This is a genomic window from Leifsonia stereocauli, from assembly GCF_038432415.1.
Classification (GTDB): domain Bacteria; phylum Actinomycetota; class Actinomycetes; order Actinomycetales; family Microbacteriaceae; genus Orlajensenia; species Orlajensenia stereocauli.
This window is the reverse complement of the sequence record NZ_JBCAUN010000003.1, coordinates 163858-184002: the sequence shown is the minus strand read 5'-3', so window position 1 is coordinate 184002 and position 20145 is coordinate 163858. Positions and strand designations below refer to the sequence as shown.

Genomic DNA, 20145 nt, shown 5'->3' with positions numbered 1-20145 from the left:
TCCACGACGGTACGAGGTCGGGCGGGGTTTCAGTCGCGAGCATCCCGGTCTACAAGCGTCCTCCACGCAGGCGATCCAAGCTGTCGAACAGATCGCGGCGGGCTTGATCGAGCGGTTGCACTGGCTCATACCCCCGTCGCGACCAGAACAGCCCCGCGGAGTCCCGGAATGAAATCTCGGGGACATAGTGACTCGTGACCCCCGGAACTGCTACGCGAATGCGCGGGGTTTTCTCCCCCGGTCGAATGAACTCCGAGCCAACGGAACCGGGCACGATCGTCTGGTTCCTAGGGTCGTACAACTGCGTCTGAAATGCGCCGATCACCTCGGTGCTGCCGTTGAAGATCTCTAGGTCGATGATCTGCATGTCTTCGAGCGCGACGAACTCGCCCGGACGATTTGAGGTGCCGAGGACACCTCCGCCCACCTGTGTCATCGAGTGCTCTCCGTCGTGCTGTGGGATCGGCTCATCCTTCCGATAGACCGAGGCTCCGAGAGTGGAGGCGAAAACGAGCCGCGCCTGAGCTTCGTTCCGCGCGCGAACGTCGTCGGCGTACACCGCCTGGGCTATCCGATTCGCCTCTGTGCTCGACTGGTTCGCCTTGCGGCTGAACCGTAGAGCAATACCGGCGACGACGACTGCGCCGAGGGTTGCGGCAACCATCACCCAATCAGCGATCGAACCTGGCTCCATCTGAAACTCCTATATCTCGCCTCAACGGTAGCCGCGTTGACCATGATGGCCGCGAAACAACTGCTTTTGAGACTCGGGCGATGGACACTGAGTTCAGCGCTCGGGCGCGCCGGCAGCCCTACCCGACGCGCCAGACAATGTACCTATCGTCAATCGACAACAAGGGGTAGACGGGCTTCGGCGAGACCACCGGCGATTCGCACTGCGTGGGCGAACACCTGCGGCTCGATCCAGAAGACGTGTTCCGCGACGCCTAGGTGGGTCCAAGACTCCCAAGAAGCACGAAAAGTCCAGCCGCAACAACCTCGAAAAATGCCCCGCGACCCTAGGCTGATCCTCGAGCGAGGGTGGCAGAGGGTGAAGAGACATTTCACGGTAGTGGGAGCCGTAATCGTTGACAGTGGACGAGTTCTCTGCGCCCAACGTGGCGGAGATGGAAGCCTCGCCGGCCTGTGGGAGTTTCCCGGGGGGAAGGTCGAAGTCGACGAAACCCCGCGACAAGCACTCGAAAGGGAGATCGCGGAGGAGCTGGGCTGCCAGGTTAAAGTGGGCGAACGCGTGACTACGACAACGCATGAGTATGGCTTCGGCATCGTAAGCCTCACCACCTTCTATTGCACCGTGGTCACGGGCAGCCCTCAACTGACCGAGCACGCGGCCGTCACGTGGCTTCCGCCGACGGAGTTGCACCGTCTTGTTTGGGCTCCGGCAGACGTCCCCGCCATGCGGCTAGTGAGTGCCGGCCTGGCTTAGCGCACACTGTGGCTCGATCCGAGACCAGCAAGCGTCTGAATGGTTAGTCCCGATCGGGGGAGTATTCGTGGGCCCGTGGACGCTGCCATGCTCGGGCTAACATCCAACAATCGGGGGACCACGTGGCACGGTACTTTGGCACGCCTGGTGAGATCACCGTCGGGCAGTGGTTCGCTGACAGGCGACAACTGCACGACGCTGGTGTTCATCGGCCCCTTCAGGCCGGAATTAGCGGAACCCGATTGGAAGGCGCAGACTCGATAGTTGTCTCGGGCGGCTATGCAGACGACGTAGATCACGGCGAGTACATCTTCTATACAGGGCACGGCGGTAGAGATCAGAACACTAGTCGTCAGATCATGGATCAAACTCCAGCATCACCAGGAAATGCCGGTCTAATTACGAGCATGGTTGAGGGTCTGCCGGTGCGAGTAGTTCGCGGTGCGAGCAAGGCGTCACCCTATGCGCCAGACATTGGATTTAGATACTCCGGTCTCTATCTGGTCACCTCTTGGCAGCTTGTTCGTGGACAAGCTGGCTTCCAGATCGTGCGCTTCCGACTCGATCGCCTCGACGAACAGCCACCACTCCTAGCGGAAATCGCTATTGAGTATGACCCCGCCTTCGCCACTACAACGGTGGTCCGCCGAATCCGAGACTCAGCATTGTCCCGCGAATTGAAAAGGCTCTACGACGACAGCTGTCAGATGTGCGGGACTCAGATTGTGGGGTTCGAGGGCCGGCCCTATTCAGAGGGAGCACACGTACGACCGTTGGGTCGCCCTCACCTCGGCGCCGATGCAGCGACCAATCTCCTCTGCTTATGTCCTAACCACCACACCCAGCTGGACGTCGGAGGCATCGTCATCCGCAACGACATGGTCGTCATCGACTCAGCTAATGGCGACGAGATCTCGGAGCTTGGCTGGCGGCGTAGCCATCGGCTTGACCCAGAGAATGCGCGATACCACCGGGACATATGGACGCGGTGATCATTTGTTTGAATCACGATCCGACCGAGGCTCGGAGTAATTCATGCGGCGGCCAATTCACCTGTACCATCGCGCCTTCCGAGGGCGCTACGACCAGGAACCGCAATTCCATCGGAGGCAAAGAATTGCCGTCGGAGGTCGCCGCTATCCTGGACCGTGTCGCGTCGCTGCGGTCATGACTTTCACGGCGGGCCGATCATCGATCACCACGAGGTAGCGCGTGTGGCGACCGTCACTCCCAATGAGTGATTCTAAGGACACTGGCCTGAGCGAGGGTAGAAACATGGCGACACCAGACAGCTTCATCGTTGACAATACGAGCGAGGATTGGAGGGCCCTTGAGTATGTCCGCGCGTGGTGCGAGCTCAGCAGTGCGATCGACATTGCGACCGGTCATTTCGAGATTGGCGCTTTCCTCGCCCTAGACGGCGAATGGCAAAAAGTTGACAAGATCCGGCTACTTATCGGCGGCGAGACGAGCCGCACGACGGCCGATGCGATCGCTGCGGCGCTCGACAACTCTATAAAAATTGAGCGGCAGAATGGTGACGCTTTCCTCACCGGCGCAGACGCGGTCGTCGACGGCATCCGTACGGGCAAAGTTGAAATCCGTGTCTATAAACCGCGAAAGTTTCACGCTAAGGCATACATTACCCACGCGCGTAACCCGGTCGTGGGCGCAGCGGCGCTCGTCGGATCGTCCAACTTCACCGGCCCCGGGCTTACCAGGAACGTCGAGCTAAATGTCCGCTTTCAGGGTCCCGAAGTCGTCGAATTGCAAGCCTGGTATGAGGAGCACTGGGCGCAGGCAACCCCGGTCAACCCGGAGTTGCTCGCGATCCTCAACCACAACGTTCGCGCGTTCACCCCCTTTGAGGTCTATGCGAAGGCGCTCCAGGCGCTAACTGCGAATGCCGATCCGACCGACAAGGGCTGGGAAGAATCCGAGTCTGTCATCTACCCGAAGCTCGCCCCGTACCAGCAGGAAGCGTTCCACTCGCTCATCGAGATGGCGAAGCAGTGGGGCGGTGGATTCCTGACAGACGGCGTCGGCCTCGGCAAGACCTTTGTCGGTCTCATGCTCACTGAGTACTTCGCTGTCCGGCAGCGAAAGAATGTCCTCATCATGGCGACGAAGACCGGCCAGGATGCGGTATGGAACCCGGAGATCAAGGACAGGTTGCCGGATCTGTACGGCGGCCAATTCTCGAATGTCATCGTCAAGGCGCACACAGACTTGACTACCAAGACCGGTGCGGAAGCGATCGAGCACCTCGCGAAGCGTGCGGACATCATTATCATCGACGAGGCGCACAACTTCAGGAATCACGGAGCGAAACCTACTGAAGAGAACCCGTGGGGCTCTCGATGGTGGCGAATGCAAGAGATCTGCAAGGGCAAGACCGTGTTCCTATTGACGGCGACGCCGATCAACAACTCGTTCTTCGACCTTGTTCACGAGGCCGAGCTCTTCACTGGTGTGGATGCGGATAGCCATTTCGCAAGCGTCGGTGTCAACAGCCTCCGGAAATACATTGTCGACCTCGAAAAACCGTTTAAGAATGCGGTTCCCGACCACATCGCCATCGACGCGATCATGGCGAAGGACAAGCTGTTCCAGGCGATCATCCACCAGAACAGTCGCCGATATGCGATCGATAGCGCCAAGCTCGCTGGAGGAGCTGAGGTGATCTTCCCGGAGACCCAGGTACCGAAGGTGGTGCCCTACGAGTTTGGGCTTCTCTATGGGCCGCTCTTCAAGGAGATCCAAGCAGCTTTCAACCGATCGACGCCGCTCTTTGTCCTACCGATGTACTACCCGCTCGCGTTCTCAACGGATTCCAAGATCGACACGATTGCCGAGAACCGGCAAAAACAGGTGGTCGCCCTAATCCGCACGATTTTCCTCAAGCGCTTCGAGTCAAGCCTCGCCGCATTCGCCGGCTCCTGCCTCGACCTCTCGGCGAAGGTCCTTAGGTGGCTCGACGTGAACGTGAAAGGCGACACCCCGAATGAGGCGAAACTCGCCGCTTGGCGCGCAGCGAACGAGCCGACTCTTAAGAAGATCCATGACACCTACCGCTCCACTCTCGAGGAGGTCTGGCATGAAGAGGACCTCACCGAGGAGGAACTGGAAGAGCTCGAGTACAACCTCGTCGGCGGCAGCTTCAACCTCGGCGAGATGGTCGACGCCGCCTTCGGCGACCTCGACCAGCTGCAGCGATTCATGGATCTCGTCCTCGCTGGCGCCGGCGTCGACGACAAGTACCTTCAGTTGCGGTCTCTCCTTCTCGGCTCGGCGAAGTCGGGGAAGGCTGCGCTCGACGCGGCGGTTTTCACGAGTGAATTCCAGACCGAGAAGGTAATCGTCTTCACCGAATTCGCCGACACCGCACGCTACCTTGAGGAGCGGCTTCGTGCCGACGGCCTCACCAATGTGGACCGCATCGACGGCACCCGTGGGAATGACCGCTACGCAATGATCAAACGCTTTGCGCCGTTCTATAACAAGGTTGATGCGGACGGTCGGAAGGTACTCCAACCGCTTCGCGTACTTGTCTCGACCGATGTTCTCAGTGAGGGCGTGAATCTCCAAGACGGCACACTTCTGGTCAACTACGACATCCACTGGAACCCCGTCCGGCTTATGCAGCGCATCGGCCGTGTCGACCGCCGGATGAACCCGGCGATCGAAGCCGCCCTCGTCAAGGAGCACCCGGCTGTAAAGAAATCACGTGGTCATATCCAAATCCGCAATTTTCTTCCGCCAGCCGAGATCGAGAGCTTGATCAGGCTCTACAACCGGGTGCAGGGCAAGACCTTGATGATTTCGAAGACGCTCGGCATTCCCGGGGGAAAGCTCATAGATGAGACGGATCTCTATGACGATGTGAAGGTATTCCAGGCGTTCAAGGACGAGTACAACGGCGACATCGCCCCGATCGAAGAGCTCCGCCTCAAATGGCTCGAGCTCACGAAAGCAGACCCGTCACTTGACGACCTGGTCAGCCGCCTTCCTGATGGCATTTCGGTCGCAAAAGTCGGCGACCCCAAGGGCATCTTCCTTTGCCGTCGCGTTCCCGTCCTCACCAAGCCAACAGATGACGGCGACGCGGAATGGAGCCTGGATCCGGGCCGGATCGAATGGGTATTGGAAGGGACCGGTGAAGTGGCGCGCGGCTTGCTGAAAATAGACGCCGCAATCGAGGCGGACGCGGACACGAAGGCCCTGAGCTTCAGCGACCGCGCAACCGTGCGATCGGCACTCCGACGCTTCGAGAGCGCCGAGACGAAGCAGCTCCGGAAGGATGTCCAGCTCCCGCTCGACGCCCCGGCCCCCGAAACGCTTTGCTGGATCGAAGTGCGATGAGCCCCGCGAACTCAGGCGAAGAGAATCTACTGCGCAATGCCGGTGAGTCAATCGAAGCGTTCGGCGACTTCCTGGTTGGTGGACTGAACTGGCCGATTCCGCCAGGACTGGTGTGGCAGGAAGACGTCCCAGAGTGGGATCCCGCGTCGCTGTATCTTGATCCAGACAAGGTCGGCGCTCTCAGCAAGATCTACCAACTGAATATCCAGACTGGGCAAGATGTCGGAATCCTGGTTATGCAGTTCGACGGCAAACGCCTCCCGATCGGTGCCGTCCGACGCGTCATCGAGCGATTCATCTATAAGCCACGCGGACACATCGGCGGCGGTGCCCTACCAGCATGGAGAGAAGACCGGATCCTCGTTTTCTGCATCTCGCCACACGACAAAGCTGTGCACGCAGTCGGCATCCGCAGAGACGGAGAGCGACGCGTGCTCCGTGTTCTGTCATGGGCGCAAGACTCGACCGAAGGCCGACTTGCCCTAATCCAGCAGCGCGGGCTGCCTGAGCTTCGTTGGGGCGACCACGGGCCCGCCCTCACCGAGAATCTGTCGAGCAGTTCGGGATTCGGTGCCTACCGCGAGTCGATTAGGTCTGCAGCTTCCCTCGCGACCCGAATGGCCGACGTTGCTCGAGATCTCCGTGCAGAAGTCGTCGAGCTCCTCGAGATTGAGGCCACCGACGGGCCGATGAGAACGCTACTCGTCGACTTTCAGGAGCGGCTCCTTCCGGACCTGACTCCGGCCAAGTTCGCCGACGTATACGCGCAGACCATGGTTTACGGTCTACTTTCGGCTCGCGTCATGCACCCTGAACTTTTTGAAGGATCTAGCCCGCTGCTCGGCATCCGCTTCTCCAATGACTTGCTCGACTCGATCTACGCGCGTTTCCGAGAGCAATCAGCCGGTGAGCTCGATGTCGACGAGCTCGGACTCGGTGAACTCGCCGCAGAACTCGCGAAGACGGATGTCGAGCAGATACTCGCCGACTTCGGCTCTAAGGATCGGCGGATGGATCCGGTCGTCTACCTTTACGAGCAATTCCTGCAGCAGTACGACCCACGTCAGCGACTCGATGCCGGCGCGTTTTATACACCGCTGCCCGTGGTTCATTTCATGACGAAATCTGTAGATCACATCCTGAAGGATAAGTTCGGGCTGCCCCTTGGCATCGCCGACTCGTCGCCTTGGTCAAGTGTCTGCCACCACCTAGGCATCGTGCTCCCCGACGATACGGTCCCCGACCGCCCGTTCGTGTCAATGGTCGACCCCGCGACGGGTACCGGCACCTACCTCATGGAGTGGATCCGTGTCGCGAAGGCCTCCTATCTCCAGGAGCATAGTGAGGCGGGCTGGGCCAGGCACTTCGAGGAGCACGTCGCGCCCTCGATGCATGCCTTCGAGCTCATGCTTGCGCCCTACGCGATCGCTCATCTAAAGTTCGCAGTCGAGGGCCATGCGGCCGGAGTCGACGACATTGAGCCGACAATTGTGTTATCGGATACCCTGCAGCAGCCGCCGCTCGTCCTTGACACGCTATTCGCAGACGAGCCCGATGATCCGATCGCGATCGAAGCGGCCCGCGCTGACGAGCTAAAGACCCGCGAGCGGTTCACGGTCGTCATCGGAAATCCGCCATACAACCGCGAGCAGGGTACTGCCGCTGGCGAACAGCGCAGCGGCGGTGTAGTGCGCTATGGCGTACCCGGAATCAGGCCGCTCATCGAAGACCTGACAAAGCCGATGAGTGACGCCGGCCAAGGTGTACACATCAAGAACCTCTACAACGATTACGTCTACTTCTGGCGCTGGGCGACCTGGCGGGCCACGCAAGAGCTCGGCGAAGGACCCGGCATCGTCGCGATGATCACAGCGTCCTCGTACCTGAGCGGGAAGTCGATGAGCGGCCTCCGCGCTCATCTCCGTACCGTGTTCGACGACTTCTACGTCATCGACCTCGGCGGCGAAGGGCGGGGCGCGAACACGGAAGAGAACGTCTTCGACATCCTCACTCCGGTCGCTATTGGGATTGGCGTCCGGCGCACCTCGAAGCCGACCAAGTGCAACGTGTACTACGTCCGAGTTACCGGTACACGTTCCGATAAGTTCGACTGGCTGGAGCGGGGCTTCGATGCAATCGGCTTCGTCGAGATACCCGGAACGCACCTCGATTCGCTTGCCCCAGTCGCGGGCGGGGACTATTCGGAGTGGCCGAGCCTTGACGACCTCATGCCGTGGTCGCACAGCGGCTCGCAGGTAAAGCGCACTTGGCCAATATCGCAATCGGCTGAAGTGCTCAAGCACCGTTGGGAAGGTCTCCTCAATGCGACGGATCGCGCGCCAGCGATGAAGGAAACACGCGATCGCACCCTGCGGTCGGCGCCGGTCGCGCTCAACTCCGCGAAGCGTCTGCCCGCATTGCAGCACGTGAAGGTCGATGCCCCTCCCGAGCCTATCGAGCCCTATGCATATCGGAGCTTTGACCGGCAGTTGCTGCTCGCTGATGCGCGCCTCCTCGACTACCCACGCCCGGAGCTATGGGCAGTGCGGAGTGCGAGGCAGATCTACCTGACCACGCTCACATCTACGACGCTCGGCCGCGGGCCGGTGCTAACCGCGACGCCATACGTACCCGACCTCGACCATTTCCGAGGGAGGGGCGCGAAGGACGTATTCCCGATGTGGCGGGATTCAAACGCGACGGACGCGAACCTAAGACCGAACGTTCTCGAGAAACTCTCGGACGCGATGGGCGACGACGGTATTGGTGCCGATCAGGTCGTGCAATACCTCTACGGCATCGCAGGCACCGCCGCGTTCAGTGAAAAGTTCGGAGCGGAGCTCACTATCGCTGCGGGTCCAGTCCACCTGCCTATCACAAAGGATCGTGGCCTTTTCGACGAGGTCGTAGCCCTCGGCAAGGAGCTTCTCTCTTGGCACACTTGGGGTGAGCGATACACGATCGCACCGCTCTCTCCCGGTGCGGCCGCCGAAGTTTCGCCAGTGACTGGGAAACCGCAGGGCTTCACCTACGACGCCCCGACCATGACGCTAACTGTCGGCAACGGCAGCATCGCGCCGGTCTCGCCCGAAGTTTGGGATTTCGAAGTTTCCGGGATGAAACCACTGCAGAAGTGGCTTGGCTACCGCATGGCCCATCGCCAAGGCCGTACTTCGAGCCCGCTCGATGCGATCACGTACGAGGAATGGACCTTCACCGAGGAGTTGCTCTTAGTGATAAACATCCTGCAGCGCACCATTGACCTCACGCCTCACGCTGCAGAGCTCCTCCAACGCGTCCTCGCCGGCGAGGTGTTCGCTGCCGATGAGCTGAACTGAGTCGGTGAGTCCACGAAGACATAGGCAGCCCATTAGGGTCTGGAGGATGGTCCACCTTAAGCCCCGCATCTTTGTTCAGGAGTCCGAAGTCCCGCTCCTACATTGGTCATCCACCCGAGCGACAGATTACCCATAGGGGCAATCCAATTCGCCCATGTGCGACCCTGGGTCCCCGGAGTCGATCAGCTCCTGCTGGTTCTAGGTGTAGACGACCACGTGACGCGCACGCGGGTTGGCCACCAGACCAGCGATTTCGTGGTGGTCGGATTCCGGCTGCGCGAACGAGTCGAAGAGCACCACGTCCACCTCGTCGCTCATCGCGGTATCCGCATCCGGCGGGACTTCTCTGCGCGTGGACGAGTCGGAGCGCGGATCAGGCGAGCTAAGAGCGTGCCCCGCGGACCCTCGTGCTGCGGGCTACTGAACGGGACCTCCCCATCCGCGAACGGAGTGGATGAACGCGGACTTGGGATATACCCCCTCCGCCGTCGACCGCGGCCCGACCTCGAAGAGGTCGAGCATCAGCAGCATGGGGTAGTCCGGCGCCTGCGCGGAGCGCTTGACGACGACGCCCTCGCATCCGATCAGCGTTCCTTTGGGTCCCCAGATCACCGACCAGGTGTGCGGACGAGACGCATCCACCGGAACGTTCACCTCGACCATGTCGGTCACGAGGGAGTCGTCGCCGTGGGCCTTCACCCCGCAGCGCACTCGGGTCTCGTGCGGGTCAATGGCCGTCGCATCGATCTCGAAGATGCAGATCTCACCACTGTGCTGCGGCGAGAGGTTCTCGGCACCGACGAGCCAGGCGGCGAGCATGCATCCGTCGTTGAGGCTCGCACTGACCGTGATGTCGATGTGGCCGGATGCCGGAGCCCACAACATCCGCTCGGGCGTCTCGGCTCGCACTTGTAGCCCGTCGGGGCGATGGCGGTGGGTTCCGCGCTCGGACCCGACCGGCCCCGAGAACACGCCCGTCTGCAGGTTGGACACGCGGAGCGGCGCATCCTCTTCCCGCCAGTCGAGCTGGTCGTGCTCGATGAGCAGGCGAAGGCCGGATGCGCCAGTCATCTCGTAGCGGGCGCGGGATCGCTCGGGGGTCGTCCAGTGGGGGAGGTAGTCGGGTACCCACAGGTCACTCCGCAGGGTCGGTGAGGAGAAGTCGTCGTGCACGTCGGGGGCGCGGGTGGGCGGCTTCGGGAACGATTCGCCGGGAGTGGTCACGTGTCCATCTTGGCTGGTGAGCTTCAGTCGCGGACGCCACAACACGTGGGCCTCAGCGCGTGCGAACCTCAGCCCGCATCCCTCGACGAGCGGCTCGGGGGGACTCGAGTTCTAGCCGACGAACCGGTTGCTCTTCCCAAGATTGCACGGTTGGCATAGAGCTTGAAGATTGTTTGGTGTCGTTGTCCCACCGTGGCTGACCGGGAGGATGTGGTCGATATGCAGTTGAGCGCCCTCCCTACTCGTTGCGCCACACATCTGGCAGCGGTATCCGTCCCGCCGCAGGATGTCCGAACGGACCTTCGGCGTCATCAAGCTTCGCTCCCGCTGCCGCAGGTATTGGGCGGTTGACTGTCTGTCTCGCTCCATCCGTGCTGCCGCGAGCCCCCTTCGCAGCTCATCAAAGTCCCAGTTCAATGTCCCGGAGTAGGAGTTCCTTCCCTGAGGACTTGTGTACCGAACGGTAGACCGAATGTTTGCAGTGGGGGTCGGGAAGGACATCTGGCGCCGTTTGAAAAGTCTTGCCTCGATCTTCTCGAAACGCTCCGCAGACACATGAGGGTGCAAGCTCCTGCCCAGCGACGAGACAACGAGCTGCTGAACCTCCCGCTGATACTCCACGTAATGGTTAGTTGCCGCGTTTCGCGCGCCGATTTCCGCCTGAATCGAATGTTCCTGTTCGAGCACGCTCCGAAGCATTAAGGCAGTTAGATCGTAGCGATCGAACTTTGCCTTCGAGCTCACGGCATCGGCGAAGTGGAGATGAATCGGCGGCAGCGTCACTACCTGAGATGCGTATGTTGAATTCAGCCCCGACAGACGGACCAAAGCAGTACTCGCTTTGGCTACAACTCGCCGCCGGTGGACTATGACGCCGATCCAAACACCGGCAATCAACACCCCGGCGAGAACCAGGATAAGAACCGGGAGCAATCCGGGAAGTGTGGTCACATCGGTGATGGCGACGTCGTCAGTGACAACTAACTGCGGGTGAAACGGCACTACTTCTATCTCCAGTCCTACAGGAATCAGCACTCACCCGGGCTGTTGCCCGAACGACCCATCTAGTCGCAGGCGATCCCGTCGCCGTCTCGGTCGAGGTCGTAGATGTCGCTTCCGACGATGCGCACGGGCCCCGCCACGTAGGCAGGTCCGTTGCCGCTGCCGCCTGCGCAGTCGACGTCAGACGAGATCGGCACGCACGCGTCTGCGTAGTTAGAGTCGCAGTCACCGCCGGGGGCAGGAGCCGGAGCCGGTTCGGCGACCGGTACGGGCGCCGGCGCCGGCTGGCGGGTTCCGTTCGAGATGACCTCATTCACCGGCTCTACGCTGGTGACCTCGGATGCGACGGATCGCGAGATCTCTACACCGTCCTGGTAGATGACTGACCAGGTCGTGAGCTTCTCGCCAGCGACGCCGACGACGGCGACGGCGGTCGCACCCGCGTCGAGGTTCGCGTCGTCAACGGTGGACGACGTGTATGGGATGGGAGTGCGCTCCTCCACCTGCTTGGTGGTGCGAACCGGGGTCGGAGTGGGAGTCGGTGTCGGTGTTGCAGACTTCTTCGCTGCCGTCGGTCCTGCCGTGCTCTCAACCTGGCTCGCTGCGAGCTGCTGGCTCGGTCGGTTGGCCGAGGCCACCGCCGATCCGCCCGCGCTGACGACAGCGAGGCCCACGACCAGAACGAGAACTGCCCCCGCTCGCGACTTCACGCGTATCGCCTTGAACGAGCCGATCACGAGGGCGTAGATACCTGCTGCCAGGACCGCGATTCCTATGAGCAGAAGCAGACCCGCCCATCCGGATGAGGCCAGGACAATGATGACCACCAGCGCACTGACGGCGAAGAGGATGTTACGAAGGAGCTTGGGAGAGCGACCACCGGGCATCTTGACGGTCGAGCCTGCTGCCTTGACCTTCGCGGTCGGAGTCGAAGTCACCGGCGTCGCGTACTCGTCGAGGTAGCGCTCGGTCCAGGCGTTTCCATCCCACCATCGCTGGCGTCCGGATCCGTCGTCAAACCAGCCTGCGGGAGAATTCGCCATTGTCATTGCCTTTCGGAGGGTGCACCGGAGGCTAACGAGTTCTGCGGGCCGTATTCATGTCCCAGTCCGGGGGCGACGGCGTCGCGCACGCGCGAAGATCGCCCGCCTCGCGAGCGGCGACCTAAGCGCGGGCGGCGATCCTCTCAAGCGAGAGGGGGGCGCGAAACGCCACGGAGCCCCTTACTCACCCCTCTCGCTCGCGGCTGCGGCGGGTCTCGCGATCGTTGGCCTTCTGAATCGCCTCGACCAGCTCATCCTTCGTCATGGTGGAGCGGCCCGGCACGTCGAGGCGCTTGGCGAGGTCGTAGAGATGGCGTTTGGAGGCGTTCGCATCCACCCCGCCCGCGGTGTCGCCGGCGGGGCCAGGCTGAGCCGAACCCTCGTCGCTCGCACCCCACTCGGCCTTCGCTTCCCAGTGATCGCCGACCTTCTCGTACTGGTGCTTGAGCGCTGCGAACGCCGTGCGGTGCGCCCGCTCGCCCTCGCCATAACTCCTCACCGCGGCATCGTGGGTCTCGAGCCAGATCTCCTGCGCGTGCTTCGGCGACCGGGCGATCGTCGACGGCAGCTCCTCGCGTCCGGGCATCGTTCCTCCTCGCGCTTCCTCGTGCTCACGGTACGCCGATGCCAACGGATGCGGCCCGCCGGCCACCGGCCACCCCTCGTCGTTCCTACAGCCCGACCGACCTGTTCACCGCACTGTCGGCGGCGCCGATCTGGTCGTCGGCCGCGTCGGTCGAGTCATCCGTTCCGGCCCTGCGGTTGTCGACTGCGGTGGTCGACTCCTCGCCCGCACCATCGCTCTCATCATCAGCCGCACCACCGACCGCACTGTCGACCGCCTCAGCGGAGGCTCCCGGCATGGCGAACCCCGTCGCGTTCGGCGATGCGCTCTTGTCCGCGTCTGAATAGTCCTTGGTCTCGTCGCCGAGTCCGCCCTGATCCGCCATGGGACCCTCCTTCATCGCGCCGTCATCACGCCGCCGCTCTGGCGACAGCTTCAGTGTGCGCTCACCCGTTGCGTCTCGGCTGGGGGTTGCATCCGGAGCTGAATCGTGCCGATGTCTCGGCCCGTCCAGGCCGACCCGCGGCCGCGTCCGGTGCTCTGCCGGCAGACGGTTCACCGCACTACCGGCAGGGAGTTCAGCTCAGCCGATGGGCACGCAGATCACCCACGCCCTGATGGTGACGGGCTGGGCACCTCCAGGGTTGTTCACCTGCACGTCCCACCCGGTCGGCGTCGACTGAGCATCGAAGTGCGGCTCGGATCGCAGGACATTCCATCCGTCCAGGGGCCCGCCCACCCAGCCGAAACCACCGCCGGTCGCGATGCGCCCCGGAATGGAGTCGCAGCTCGCGGTGATCGTCTGCGCTTCGCCGGCCGGGAAGGCGAACGTGGTGGACGAGGTGCCGACGCTGATGGGGTCGATCCCGCCTCCGGATGCTCCGGCGGGGCCGGTCGGGCCGGCGGGGCCGGTGGGGCCGGTGGGGCCCGTAGCGCCTGCGTCGCCCTTGGGCCCAGTCGCACCGGTATCGCCCTTCGGACCGGTCGGGCCCGCGGGTCCTCGGGCGCCGGCGAAGTCGAAGGGTGCCTCTCCCTTCTTGCACGCGCCGTCGCTCGGCGCGCGCAACACGCCGAGCACCGATCTGCAGACCACGCTCGGCGAGGCGGAGCTGGCGCTGGCCGCTGCCGCGACGCCACCACCGGCCAGCAGAATTGTCGCGGCGATCGTCAACGTGGCCACGGTCCTGGATCGAATAGAGAACATCGGGTTCCTCCGTCCGGGGTCTCCTCGACCCCGGGCTCAGTGTCCACCCGCGCTCACACCGGCAACATCAGTGTCAGCCCCGATGCGTGAGCCAGCGATCTGCGACGGAGGGCGAGGCCTCACGTGCCATGGCCGACGTCTCGAGTAGCACCATCGTGCTCGGCCGGATGACGGATTCCGGATGCTGGATACCGGCCTCTCGATCGGGGAGACTGCCTCATCTAGACACGCAGCCACGAGAGGGCCATCCTCGTGCGTATGCGCCAGGTTCTCGTCACCACCCAAGCCCCGAGCTCGCCGATGTTCAGTCAGGGCGTCAAGGCCGGTCCGTTCGTCTACATCTCGGGCACGGCCGGAATCGACGTCGCAACGGGGAAGCTCGCCGGGCCCACGATCGGCGAGCAGGTTCGGCAGTCGCTGACCAACTGCGAAGAGGTGCTGCGGGCGGCCAACGCGACCCTCGACGACGTCGTGGAGGTGGGGGTGCTGCTCGCCGACCCTGACGACTTCGCGGGGATGAACGAGGAGTACGCGCGCTGGTTCCCGATCGAGCCGCCCACGCGATACGCCGCGAAGCTCGGCGCGGTGATCCCGGGTGTGCTCGTGTCGATCCGGATGACGGCGTACGTGGAGTAGAGCCACCATCGGCGCTTCGGGATACTGTGGCCGCATGGTGGATGGCGCAGACGCCGGCGGGTGGTCGCAGGTCGCGGAGGGCTGGGCCGAGCTCTGGGGATCGTTCGCCGATCCGGCGCGACGGGCGATCATCGAAGCGGCCGCGATCGGACCCGGAACGCGCGTGCTCGACGCGGGCTGCGGCAGCGGTGAGTTCGTCAGCCTGCTCGCGTCGCTTGGAGCGAACGTCGTCGGTGCCGATCCCGCTCCCGCCATGGTCGCTCTCGCTCGCGAGGCTGGCACCGGCACCGGCACCGAGGTCGTGCTCGCCGACATCGAAGACCTTCCCTTCGCGGATGCCGCATTCGACGTGGCGACGGCGGTGAACGCGCTGCAGTTCGCCGATGACACGACGGCCGCGGTGCGTGAGCTCGCCCGGGTGGTGCGACCGGGAGGCATCGTGGCCGTGTCCAACTGGGCGGAGGCTGCTCTCAACGACATCGACGTGGTCGAGGCCGCGATCGCCCAGGCCCGAGATGACGAACCGTATCCCGACGGCCCGTTGCGGCCGGCCGGCGGTATCGAAACGGCGCTCGCAGCTGGCGGGCTCCAGGTCGTGGACTCCGGCGTGGTGGACGTGCCGTGGTTCGCGTCCGACGAGGTCACTCTCGTGCGCGGCATCCTCCTCGGGGAGGACGCCGACGTGATGGCCTCGCTGCACGCCGTGATCGTGGCGGCCGCCGCCCCGTTCCGCGACGTGCAGGGCGGGTACGTGCTTCACAACTCGTTCCGGTGGGCGGTCGCTCGGGTATGAGCGTCTCGCCGACCTCGGCGCGGATGCGCGTCAGCGTCAGCGACGCCGCACAGAACGTGCCGGATCGGCGTCCGTTGGCTGCGCGGCATCCGCTCGCTGATAAGTCCGGGAGGAGCCGAGGATCCACATCGGCACCTTCATGATCCAACCGATGACCCAGAAGCCCGCGACGGCGAGGACCGAAAGCGCGATGCCGCCCGAGAACAGCCCGGGCCTCCACTCGTCTCCGACGAAGTCACGACCGATCTCGGCAGATCCGGCGGCCGTCATGACCAGGCCGACGATCAGCAGGAAGCCGATGATGCCACCGCCTGCCATGATGGCCTCGCCGCCGAGGACGGCGGCGACCAGCAGTGGAAGGAGGAAGCCGCCCAGGATGAGACTGATCGCGATGGTCCCGAGGAGTTCACCCGCCTCGCCCGCAACACCGTCGCTGATGAAACCCAGGATGAAGCCGAGCGCGACCATTCCCAGCAGCACGCCCATCAGCACGCGGGTGGTCGCCGAGATGAACTCTTTGGTGAAGCGGTAGCTGCCCGTGCGCCTGACGGCGGCCGCTGGCGTTCGCTTCTTCTTCATCTCCCCCATGCCTCTGACCTTACTGACGACGCGTCGGCGGCCATCAGCCCTGTGCCGAAGACCTCGCCGAAGCACTGACCCTTCCGCGGCGATTTCGAGCGGCGAAAGCTCAGCGCACCATCCGGCTGGGGTACGACTTGACCTCTTCGCCGTAGTGCGACCACGGGTGTGGCTGCGCGGCGAGCATGCGGCGGTAGAGATCCTGGGGCACGCCGGCGTATTCGTAGATTGACCCACTCTCGTACTGCACCCAGAGCAGCTCACGGTCTGGGTCGTATCCGAGCGCGCTGATGCCCGTGGAGTCGACGCGATGGAGCTTCATGGCGTCCCGGGTCTCCTTCTTTCCGCTCCCGCGGCCGCTTAGGCGTCGCAGCCGTCTCGCTGTCCCAGGCGTCTCAGCCGTCTTGCTGTCTCAGGACGCCTCAGGGCCGGTCCGCGGCGATCGCCTCGAAGACCGCCATCTCGAGCTTGTTCATGGTGAGCATCGCCTTGAACAGCCGCTCCTTGAGACCGGCATCCGTCGTCGCCATCAGCTCCGTGAAGCCGCGGGGAACCAGCTGCCAGGAGAGGCCGTACTTGTCGGTGAGCCACCCGCACCGGCTGGGCTCACCGCCGTCGGCCAGAAGGGTGTCCCACAGACGATCGACCTCGGCCTGGTCGTCGACCTCGAGCTTGATCGACACCAGCTGGGTCAGCGCGACATCCGGGCCACCTGCGATCAGCTGGTAGCGGGCGCCCGCGACGGTGAAGTCGACCGCGAGCGGCTTGCCGGCGTGGTCGGATCCCTCCGGCCACGGGTCGATGTTGAGAATCTCCGAGTCGGGCACCAGCGAGGTGTAGAACTCGGCGGCCTCGTCGAGAGGCCCCTCGAACAGGATGCAGGTCATGGAAGTCGTGGGCATGGGGTGATCCTCCGCGTCGCTAATGTCTTCGTCGTCATCGCTGCGTTTTCGTCGCCTCATTCGACCGTAGTCCCCCACAGCGCCGATGTGGAGGGGTGGATGCCGCAGACGGATGCGCAGTACAGTGCCGCCATCACCAATGGCGCGCATCGATGACGATGGCCATCCGCAGCGTGCTCCCACTCATCTGCCGTCGTCAGCCGAACGAAGGAGTCAGATCGTGAGCAGTGGAGCCCACGCGCCCACCCGGGTGCTCGTTCTGCACAGCGCCGGACTGCAGAGCCCAGGTGAAGGCAGCTCGGACCTCGTCGATTCCCTGCGGGCGTCGCTCGGATCGGCCTTCGCCGTCGATTTTCCGATCATGCCGACGCCGGATGACCCGACGTACGAGGCATGGAAGGGCGAGATCGTGCGCTTGCTAGACGCTGCGCCGGGTCCCGTGCTCGTGGTCGGTCATTCGCTGGGCGCCTCGGTTGTGCTGAAACTACTCGTGGAGGGGCCGACGGATGCGGACATCCGCGCGCTCTTCCTCGTCGCCACGCCCTACTGGGGAAACGAGCTGGAGGAGTTCGTGCTGCCCACCGATTTCGCGCGCAGGCTTCCCGCCGGGCTGCCGATCTTCCTCTATCAGGCTCGCGACGACGACGTGGTGCCCGCCGATCATCTCGACCGCTACGCTCGCGAACTGCCCGATGCCGAGATGCGGCGGGTCGACCGGGGTGGGCACGTGTTCTCGGGCGGGCTCCCCGAGCTCGTCGCCGACATCCGCGCCGTCGTCGACTAGCCGCCGACCACGTCACTCCCCGCGCTGCTCAGCGGGTTACTTCGCGCGCTCCTCGTCTCGCGCCTCCTCGAGACGCACCGAGTCGCGACCCCACCAGGTGGTGATGTCGACGCCGTGGTTCTCGGCATCGGCGAGAGTCCACCACTCGGGTGCCTCGCTGTCGTTGGCGATGCGTCCACCGGCAGCGACGATGGCGTCGATGCGGGCGTGCACCTGGTCGTGCGGCACGGCCACGTCGACGTGCATGCGTCCGCGGCGGGGCCGATCTGCCGGCATCTCGTCCTGCAGGAAGAACGACGAGTTGCGCCGCAACGGATCGACGAGGTGCGACTCGTTCGGACGCACGTAGCCCAGCGCCGCCTGCCAGAACGGCAACACGGCGGCATCCGGAACCGAGGCGACGGCGACCTGCACGACCTGGATCATGCTCGGATCGGCGACGAGCCCACGCTGCGCAGCTGCCGCGGAGATGGCGCGGGCCAGTTCGAGATCGCGCGTGCTCAGATCACGGATGCCGCGGGTGATGAGCTTCACCGCCACGCCCTCGCGCCGCAGGTCGACGTCGGGATCGTGCTGGGTCTCGGCGACGAGCGCGGCGATGTCCGCGACGAAGGCGGCGCCCTGAGCGTAGGACTCGGCGGACTCGGCTCGGAAGAACGCGTGCGCGCCCCAGTAGAGCACCCGCCAGTCGTCGACGCCGTCGGCATCGGAGAACTGCTGCGGAGTGATGTGCTCGACCGGCGTGACCATGTAGCCATGGTGGCGCGGGGGTGTGACAGCGGCAAGGGTGGGGGGCAGGCGGGCGGGCAGCTGGCCTGCGGCGCGGCGCGGGCGCGGGCGGCAGCCAGCGCCCGGAGTCGCGGCACCCGTCCGCGGCATCCGTCACCCGCGAGTCAGCGGAGATCGGCGCCCCTGCCCGCTGCCAGCCCGCAGGAATGCGCCTCAGCGCAGTGGGGGCCGGGCCTCAACTCCGCTGACTCGCAGACGCTCTACGCTCGCCCTTGAGTCCGGCGCCATGGTCTGGGCGCGAGTGTCGGTGGGGCGGAGTAGCTTGTCCGGCATGAGCGCTCCACAGGCATTCGAGCTCCATGTTCCCGACGACGTTCTCGACGATCTCCGCGATCGCCTGAGGCGCACCCGCCTGCTCCCCGACTCGCCGCGCAAACCCGCGTCGGGCATGAGCTCGACCTATCTGCGCGAGCTCATCGACACGTGGATCGACTGGGACTGGCGTTCCCGCGAGGCCTGGCTCAACGCGCATCCGCAATTCATCGCGCAGATCGGAGACAGTGCGGTGCACTTCGTGCATCGACGGGCAACGGATGCCGGCACAGATGCCGCAGCCGACGACGACGCCGTCAGCACGGGCCGCGACGCCAACGCCAACGCCCCGACGCTCCTCATCATGCACGGATGGCCGCACACCTTCGCCCTGCAGCTCGACTTCGCCGACCAGCTGCCCGACTTCAACGTGGTCGTCGCGAGCCTGCCCGGCTTCGCGTTCTCCTCGCCCTATGCCGACGGACCGCTGTCGGAGACGCGGCTGGGCGACACGATGCACGCGCTGATGACGGAGGTGCTCGGCTACGAGCGCTACATCACGTACGGCGAAGACGTGACGGCCAACATCAGCGACCTTCTCGCGGCGCAGCATCCGGAGCAGGTGGTCGGAATCCTGGCGACGAGTGCGCACTTCCCGAGCTACGACGAGCGTGACGCGCTGACGGACCCCGAGGAGAAAGCCTTCTTCGACGAGCTGTCGGCAAAGGGCGGGCCCGACGGCGCCTACGGTCACGTGCAGAACACCCGGCCCGACACCCTCGCGGCCGCGCTCAACGACTCCCCCGCCGGGCTACTCGGGTGGATCGCCGAGAAGCTGGTCGAGTGGAGCGACACCCCACCCGGCGACCCTAGCGCGGTCGAGCGGCGCATCTCGCGCGACCGCATCCTCACCGAGGCGATGATCTACTGGGTCACCCAGAGCATCGGCACGTCGTTCCGCCCGTACTACGAGGGCGCCGACAGGCCGGACTCGATCCCGCCGACATCGGTGCCCGCTGCCGTCGCCATCCAGAAGCACGAGGGCGGCTACCCCGAGTCGTTGGCGCGGCGGCACTACACGGGCATCCGCACCTTCGATCGGCTGGAGGAGGGAGGGCACTTCACCGCGGCCGAGATCCCCGAGGAGTTGGCGCGACGGATGCGGGAGTTCGCGGGGTCGCTGACGGATGCCGCTGGCTGAGGCGCTTCGGCCGCGAACTCCGTC

At 64.1% G+C, this 20145-nt stretch carries 19 protein-coding genes; 8 read left to right on the top strand and 11 right to left on the bottom strand.

All coding sequences use genetic code 11. The features are described from left to right. Positions 1-49 precede the first annotated feature (49 nt). The gene (locus AADV74_RS14970; RefSeq protein ID WP_342115521.1) at positions 50-694 is read right to left on the bottom strand and encodes a hypothetical protein; all 645 of its coding nucleotides are present in this window, start codon (positions 692-694) and stop codon (positions 50-52) included. A 42-nt stretch (positions 695-736) separates the two neighbouring features. On the opposite strand from AADV74_RS14970, the gene AADV74_RS14965 reads away from it, so the two are divergent. From AADV74_RS14965 to AADV74_RS14955, 4 genes are all read left to right on the top strand, one after another. Then, entirely contained in the window at positions 737-1447 is a 711-nt protein-coding gene (locus tag AADV74_RS14965) for a (deoxy)nucleoside triphosphate pyrophosphohydrolase (protein WP_342116383.1), read from the top strand. 122 nt (positions 1448-1569) lie between these two features. Further along, the gene (locus AADV74_RS16915) at positions 1570-2439 is read left to right on the top strand and encodes a YDG/SRA domain-containing protein (protein ID WP_425287313.1); all 870 of its coding nucleotides are present in this window, start codon (positions 1570-1572) and stop codon (positions 2437-2439) included. Between the two features lie 283 nt (positions 2440-2722). Further along, positions 2723-5809, top strand: coding sequence for a helicase-related protein (locus tag AADV74_RS14960; protein ID WP_342115519.1), 3087 nt, complete (start codon positions 2723-2725; stop codon positions 5807-5809). Then, positions 5806-9147, top strand: a complete 3342-nt coding sequence (locus AADV74_RS14955) for a type ISP restriction/modification enzyme (protein ID WP_342115517.1) — start codon at positions 5806-5808, stop codon at positions 9145-9147. The genes AADV74_RS14960 and AADV74_RS14955 overlap by 4 nt, the downstream gene beginning before the upstream one ends. A gap of 417 nt (positions 9148-9564) precedes the next feature. On the opposite strand, the gene AADV74_RS14950 is transcribed toward AADV74_RS14955, so the two are convergent. The 6 genes from AADV74_RS14950 to AADV74_RS14925 form a co-directional block, all read right to left on the bottom strand. Continuing rightward, positions 9565-10371: a glycoside hydrolase family 16 protein gene (locus AADV74_RS14950; RefSeq protein ID WP_342115515.1), complete on the bottom strand. Its 807-nt coding sequence runs from the start codon at positions 10369-10371 to the stop codon at positions 9565-9567. A gap of 111 nt (positions 10372-10482) precedes the next feature. After that, positions 10483-11406 carry an HNH endonuclease gene (locus AADV74_RS14945; protein WP_342115513.1) on the bottom strand — a complete coding sequence of 308 codons (924 nt, stop codon included), beginning with the start codon at positions 11404-11406 and terminating at the stop codon, positions 10483-10485. 29 nt (positions 11407-11435) lie between these two features. Next, the gene (locus tag AADV74_RS14940) at positions 11436-12416 is read right to left on the bottom strand and encodes a G5 domain-containing protein (RefSeq protein WP_342115511.1); all 981 of its coding nucleotides are present in this window, start codon (positions 12414-12416) and stop codon (positions 11436-11438) included. Positions 12417-12600: 184 nt separating this feature from the next. Next, positions 12601-13002, bottom strand: coding sequence for a ChaB family protein (locus AADV74_RS14935; protein ID WP_342115509.1), 402 nt, complete (start codon positions 13000-13002; stop codon positions 12601-12603). 85 nt (positions 13003-13087) lie between these two features. Continuing rightward, positions 13088-13366 (bottom strand): hypothetical protein, encoded by a 279-nt coding sequence (locus AADV74_RS14930; protein WP_342115507.1) that lies wholly within the window; start codon positions 13364-13366, stop codon positions 13088-13090. Positions 13367-13564: 198 nt separating this feature from the next. After that, positions 13565-14161: a hypothetical protein gene (locus AADV74_RS14925; RefSeq protein ID WP_342115505.1), complete on the bottom strand. Its 597-nt coding sequence runs from the start codon at positions 14159-14161 to the stop codon at positions 13565-13567. A 282-nt stretch (positions 14162-14443) separates the two neighbouring features. Here AADV74_RS14925 and AADV74_RS14920 point away from each other — a divergent pair, with 282 nt between their 5' ends. Then, the gene (locus AADV74_RS14920) at positions 14444-14821 is read left to right on the top strand and encodes a RidA family protein (RefSeq protein WP_342115504.1); all 378 of its coding nucleotides are present in this window, start codon (positions 14444-14446) and stop codon (positions 14819-14821) included. A 34-nt stretch (positions 14822-14855) separates the two neighbouring features. Next, positions 14856-15614: a class I SAM-dependent methyltransferase gene (locus AADV74_RS14915; protein ID WP_342115502.1), complete on the top strand. Its 759-nt coding sequence runs from the start codon at positions 14856-14858 to the stop codon at positions 15612-15614. Positions 15615-15650: 36 nt separating this feature from the next. On the opposite strand, the gene AADV74_RS14910 is transcribed toward AADV74_RS14915, so the two are convergent. From AADV74_RS14910 to AADV74_RS14900, 3 genes are all read right to left on the bottom strand, one after another. After that, a complete protein-coding gene (locus tag AADV74_RS14910) occupies positions 15651-16202 on the bottom strand; it encodes a hypothetical protein (protein ID WP_342115500.1) in 552 nt (183 codons plus the stop codon). 100 nt (positions 16203-16302) lie between these two features. Continuing rightward, on the bottom strand, positions 16303-16515 hold the full coding sequence (locus AADV74_RS14905; protein ID WP_342115498.1) for a KTSC domain-containing protein: 213 nt from the start codon (positions 16513-16515) through the stop codon (positions 16303-16305). A gap of 100 nt (positions 16516-16615) precedes the next feature. Then, a complete protein-coding gene (locus AADV74_RS14900; protein ID WP_342115496.1) occupies positions 16616-17095 on the bottom strand; it encodes a VOC family protein in 480 nt (159 codons plus the stop codon). A 220-nt stretch (positions 17096-17315) separates the two neighbouring features. On the opposite strand from AADV74_RS14900, the gene AADV74_RS14895 reads away from it, so the two are divergent. Continuing rightward, positions 17316-17879 (top strand): alpha/beta fold hydrolase, encoded by a 564-nt coding sequence (locus AADV74_RS14895; RefSeq protein ID WP_342115494.1) that lies wholly within the window; start codon positions 17316-17318, stop codon positions 17877-17879. A gap of 36 nt (positions 17880-17915) precedes the next feature. On the opposite strand, the gene AADV74_RS14890 is transcribed toward AADV74_RS14895, so the two are convergent. Further along, positions 17916-18629 carry a 4a-hydroxytetrahydrobiopterin dehydratase gene (locus tag AADV74_RS14890; RefSeq protein WP_342115492.1) on the bottom strand — a complete coding sequence of 238 codons (714 nt, stop codon included), beginning with the start codon at positions 18627-18629 and terminating at the stop codon, positions 17916-17918. A gap of 310 nt (positions 18630-18939) precedes the next feature. Between AADV74_RS14890 and AADV74_RS14885 the strand changes: the two genes are divergently transcribed. Continuing rightward, positions 18940-20121 (top strand): epoxide hydrolase family protein, encoded by a 1182-nt coding sequence (locus AADV74_RS14885; protein ID WP_342115491.1) that lies wholly within the window; start codon positions 18940-18942, stop codon positions 20119-20121. Positions 20122-20145 lie beyond the last annotated feature (24 nt).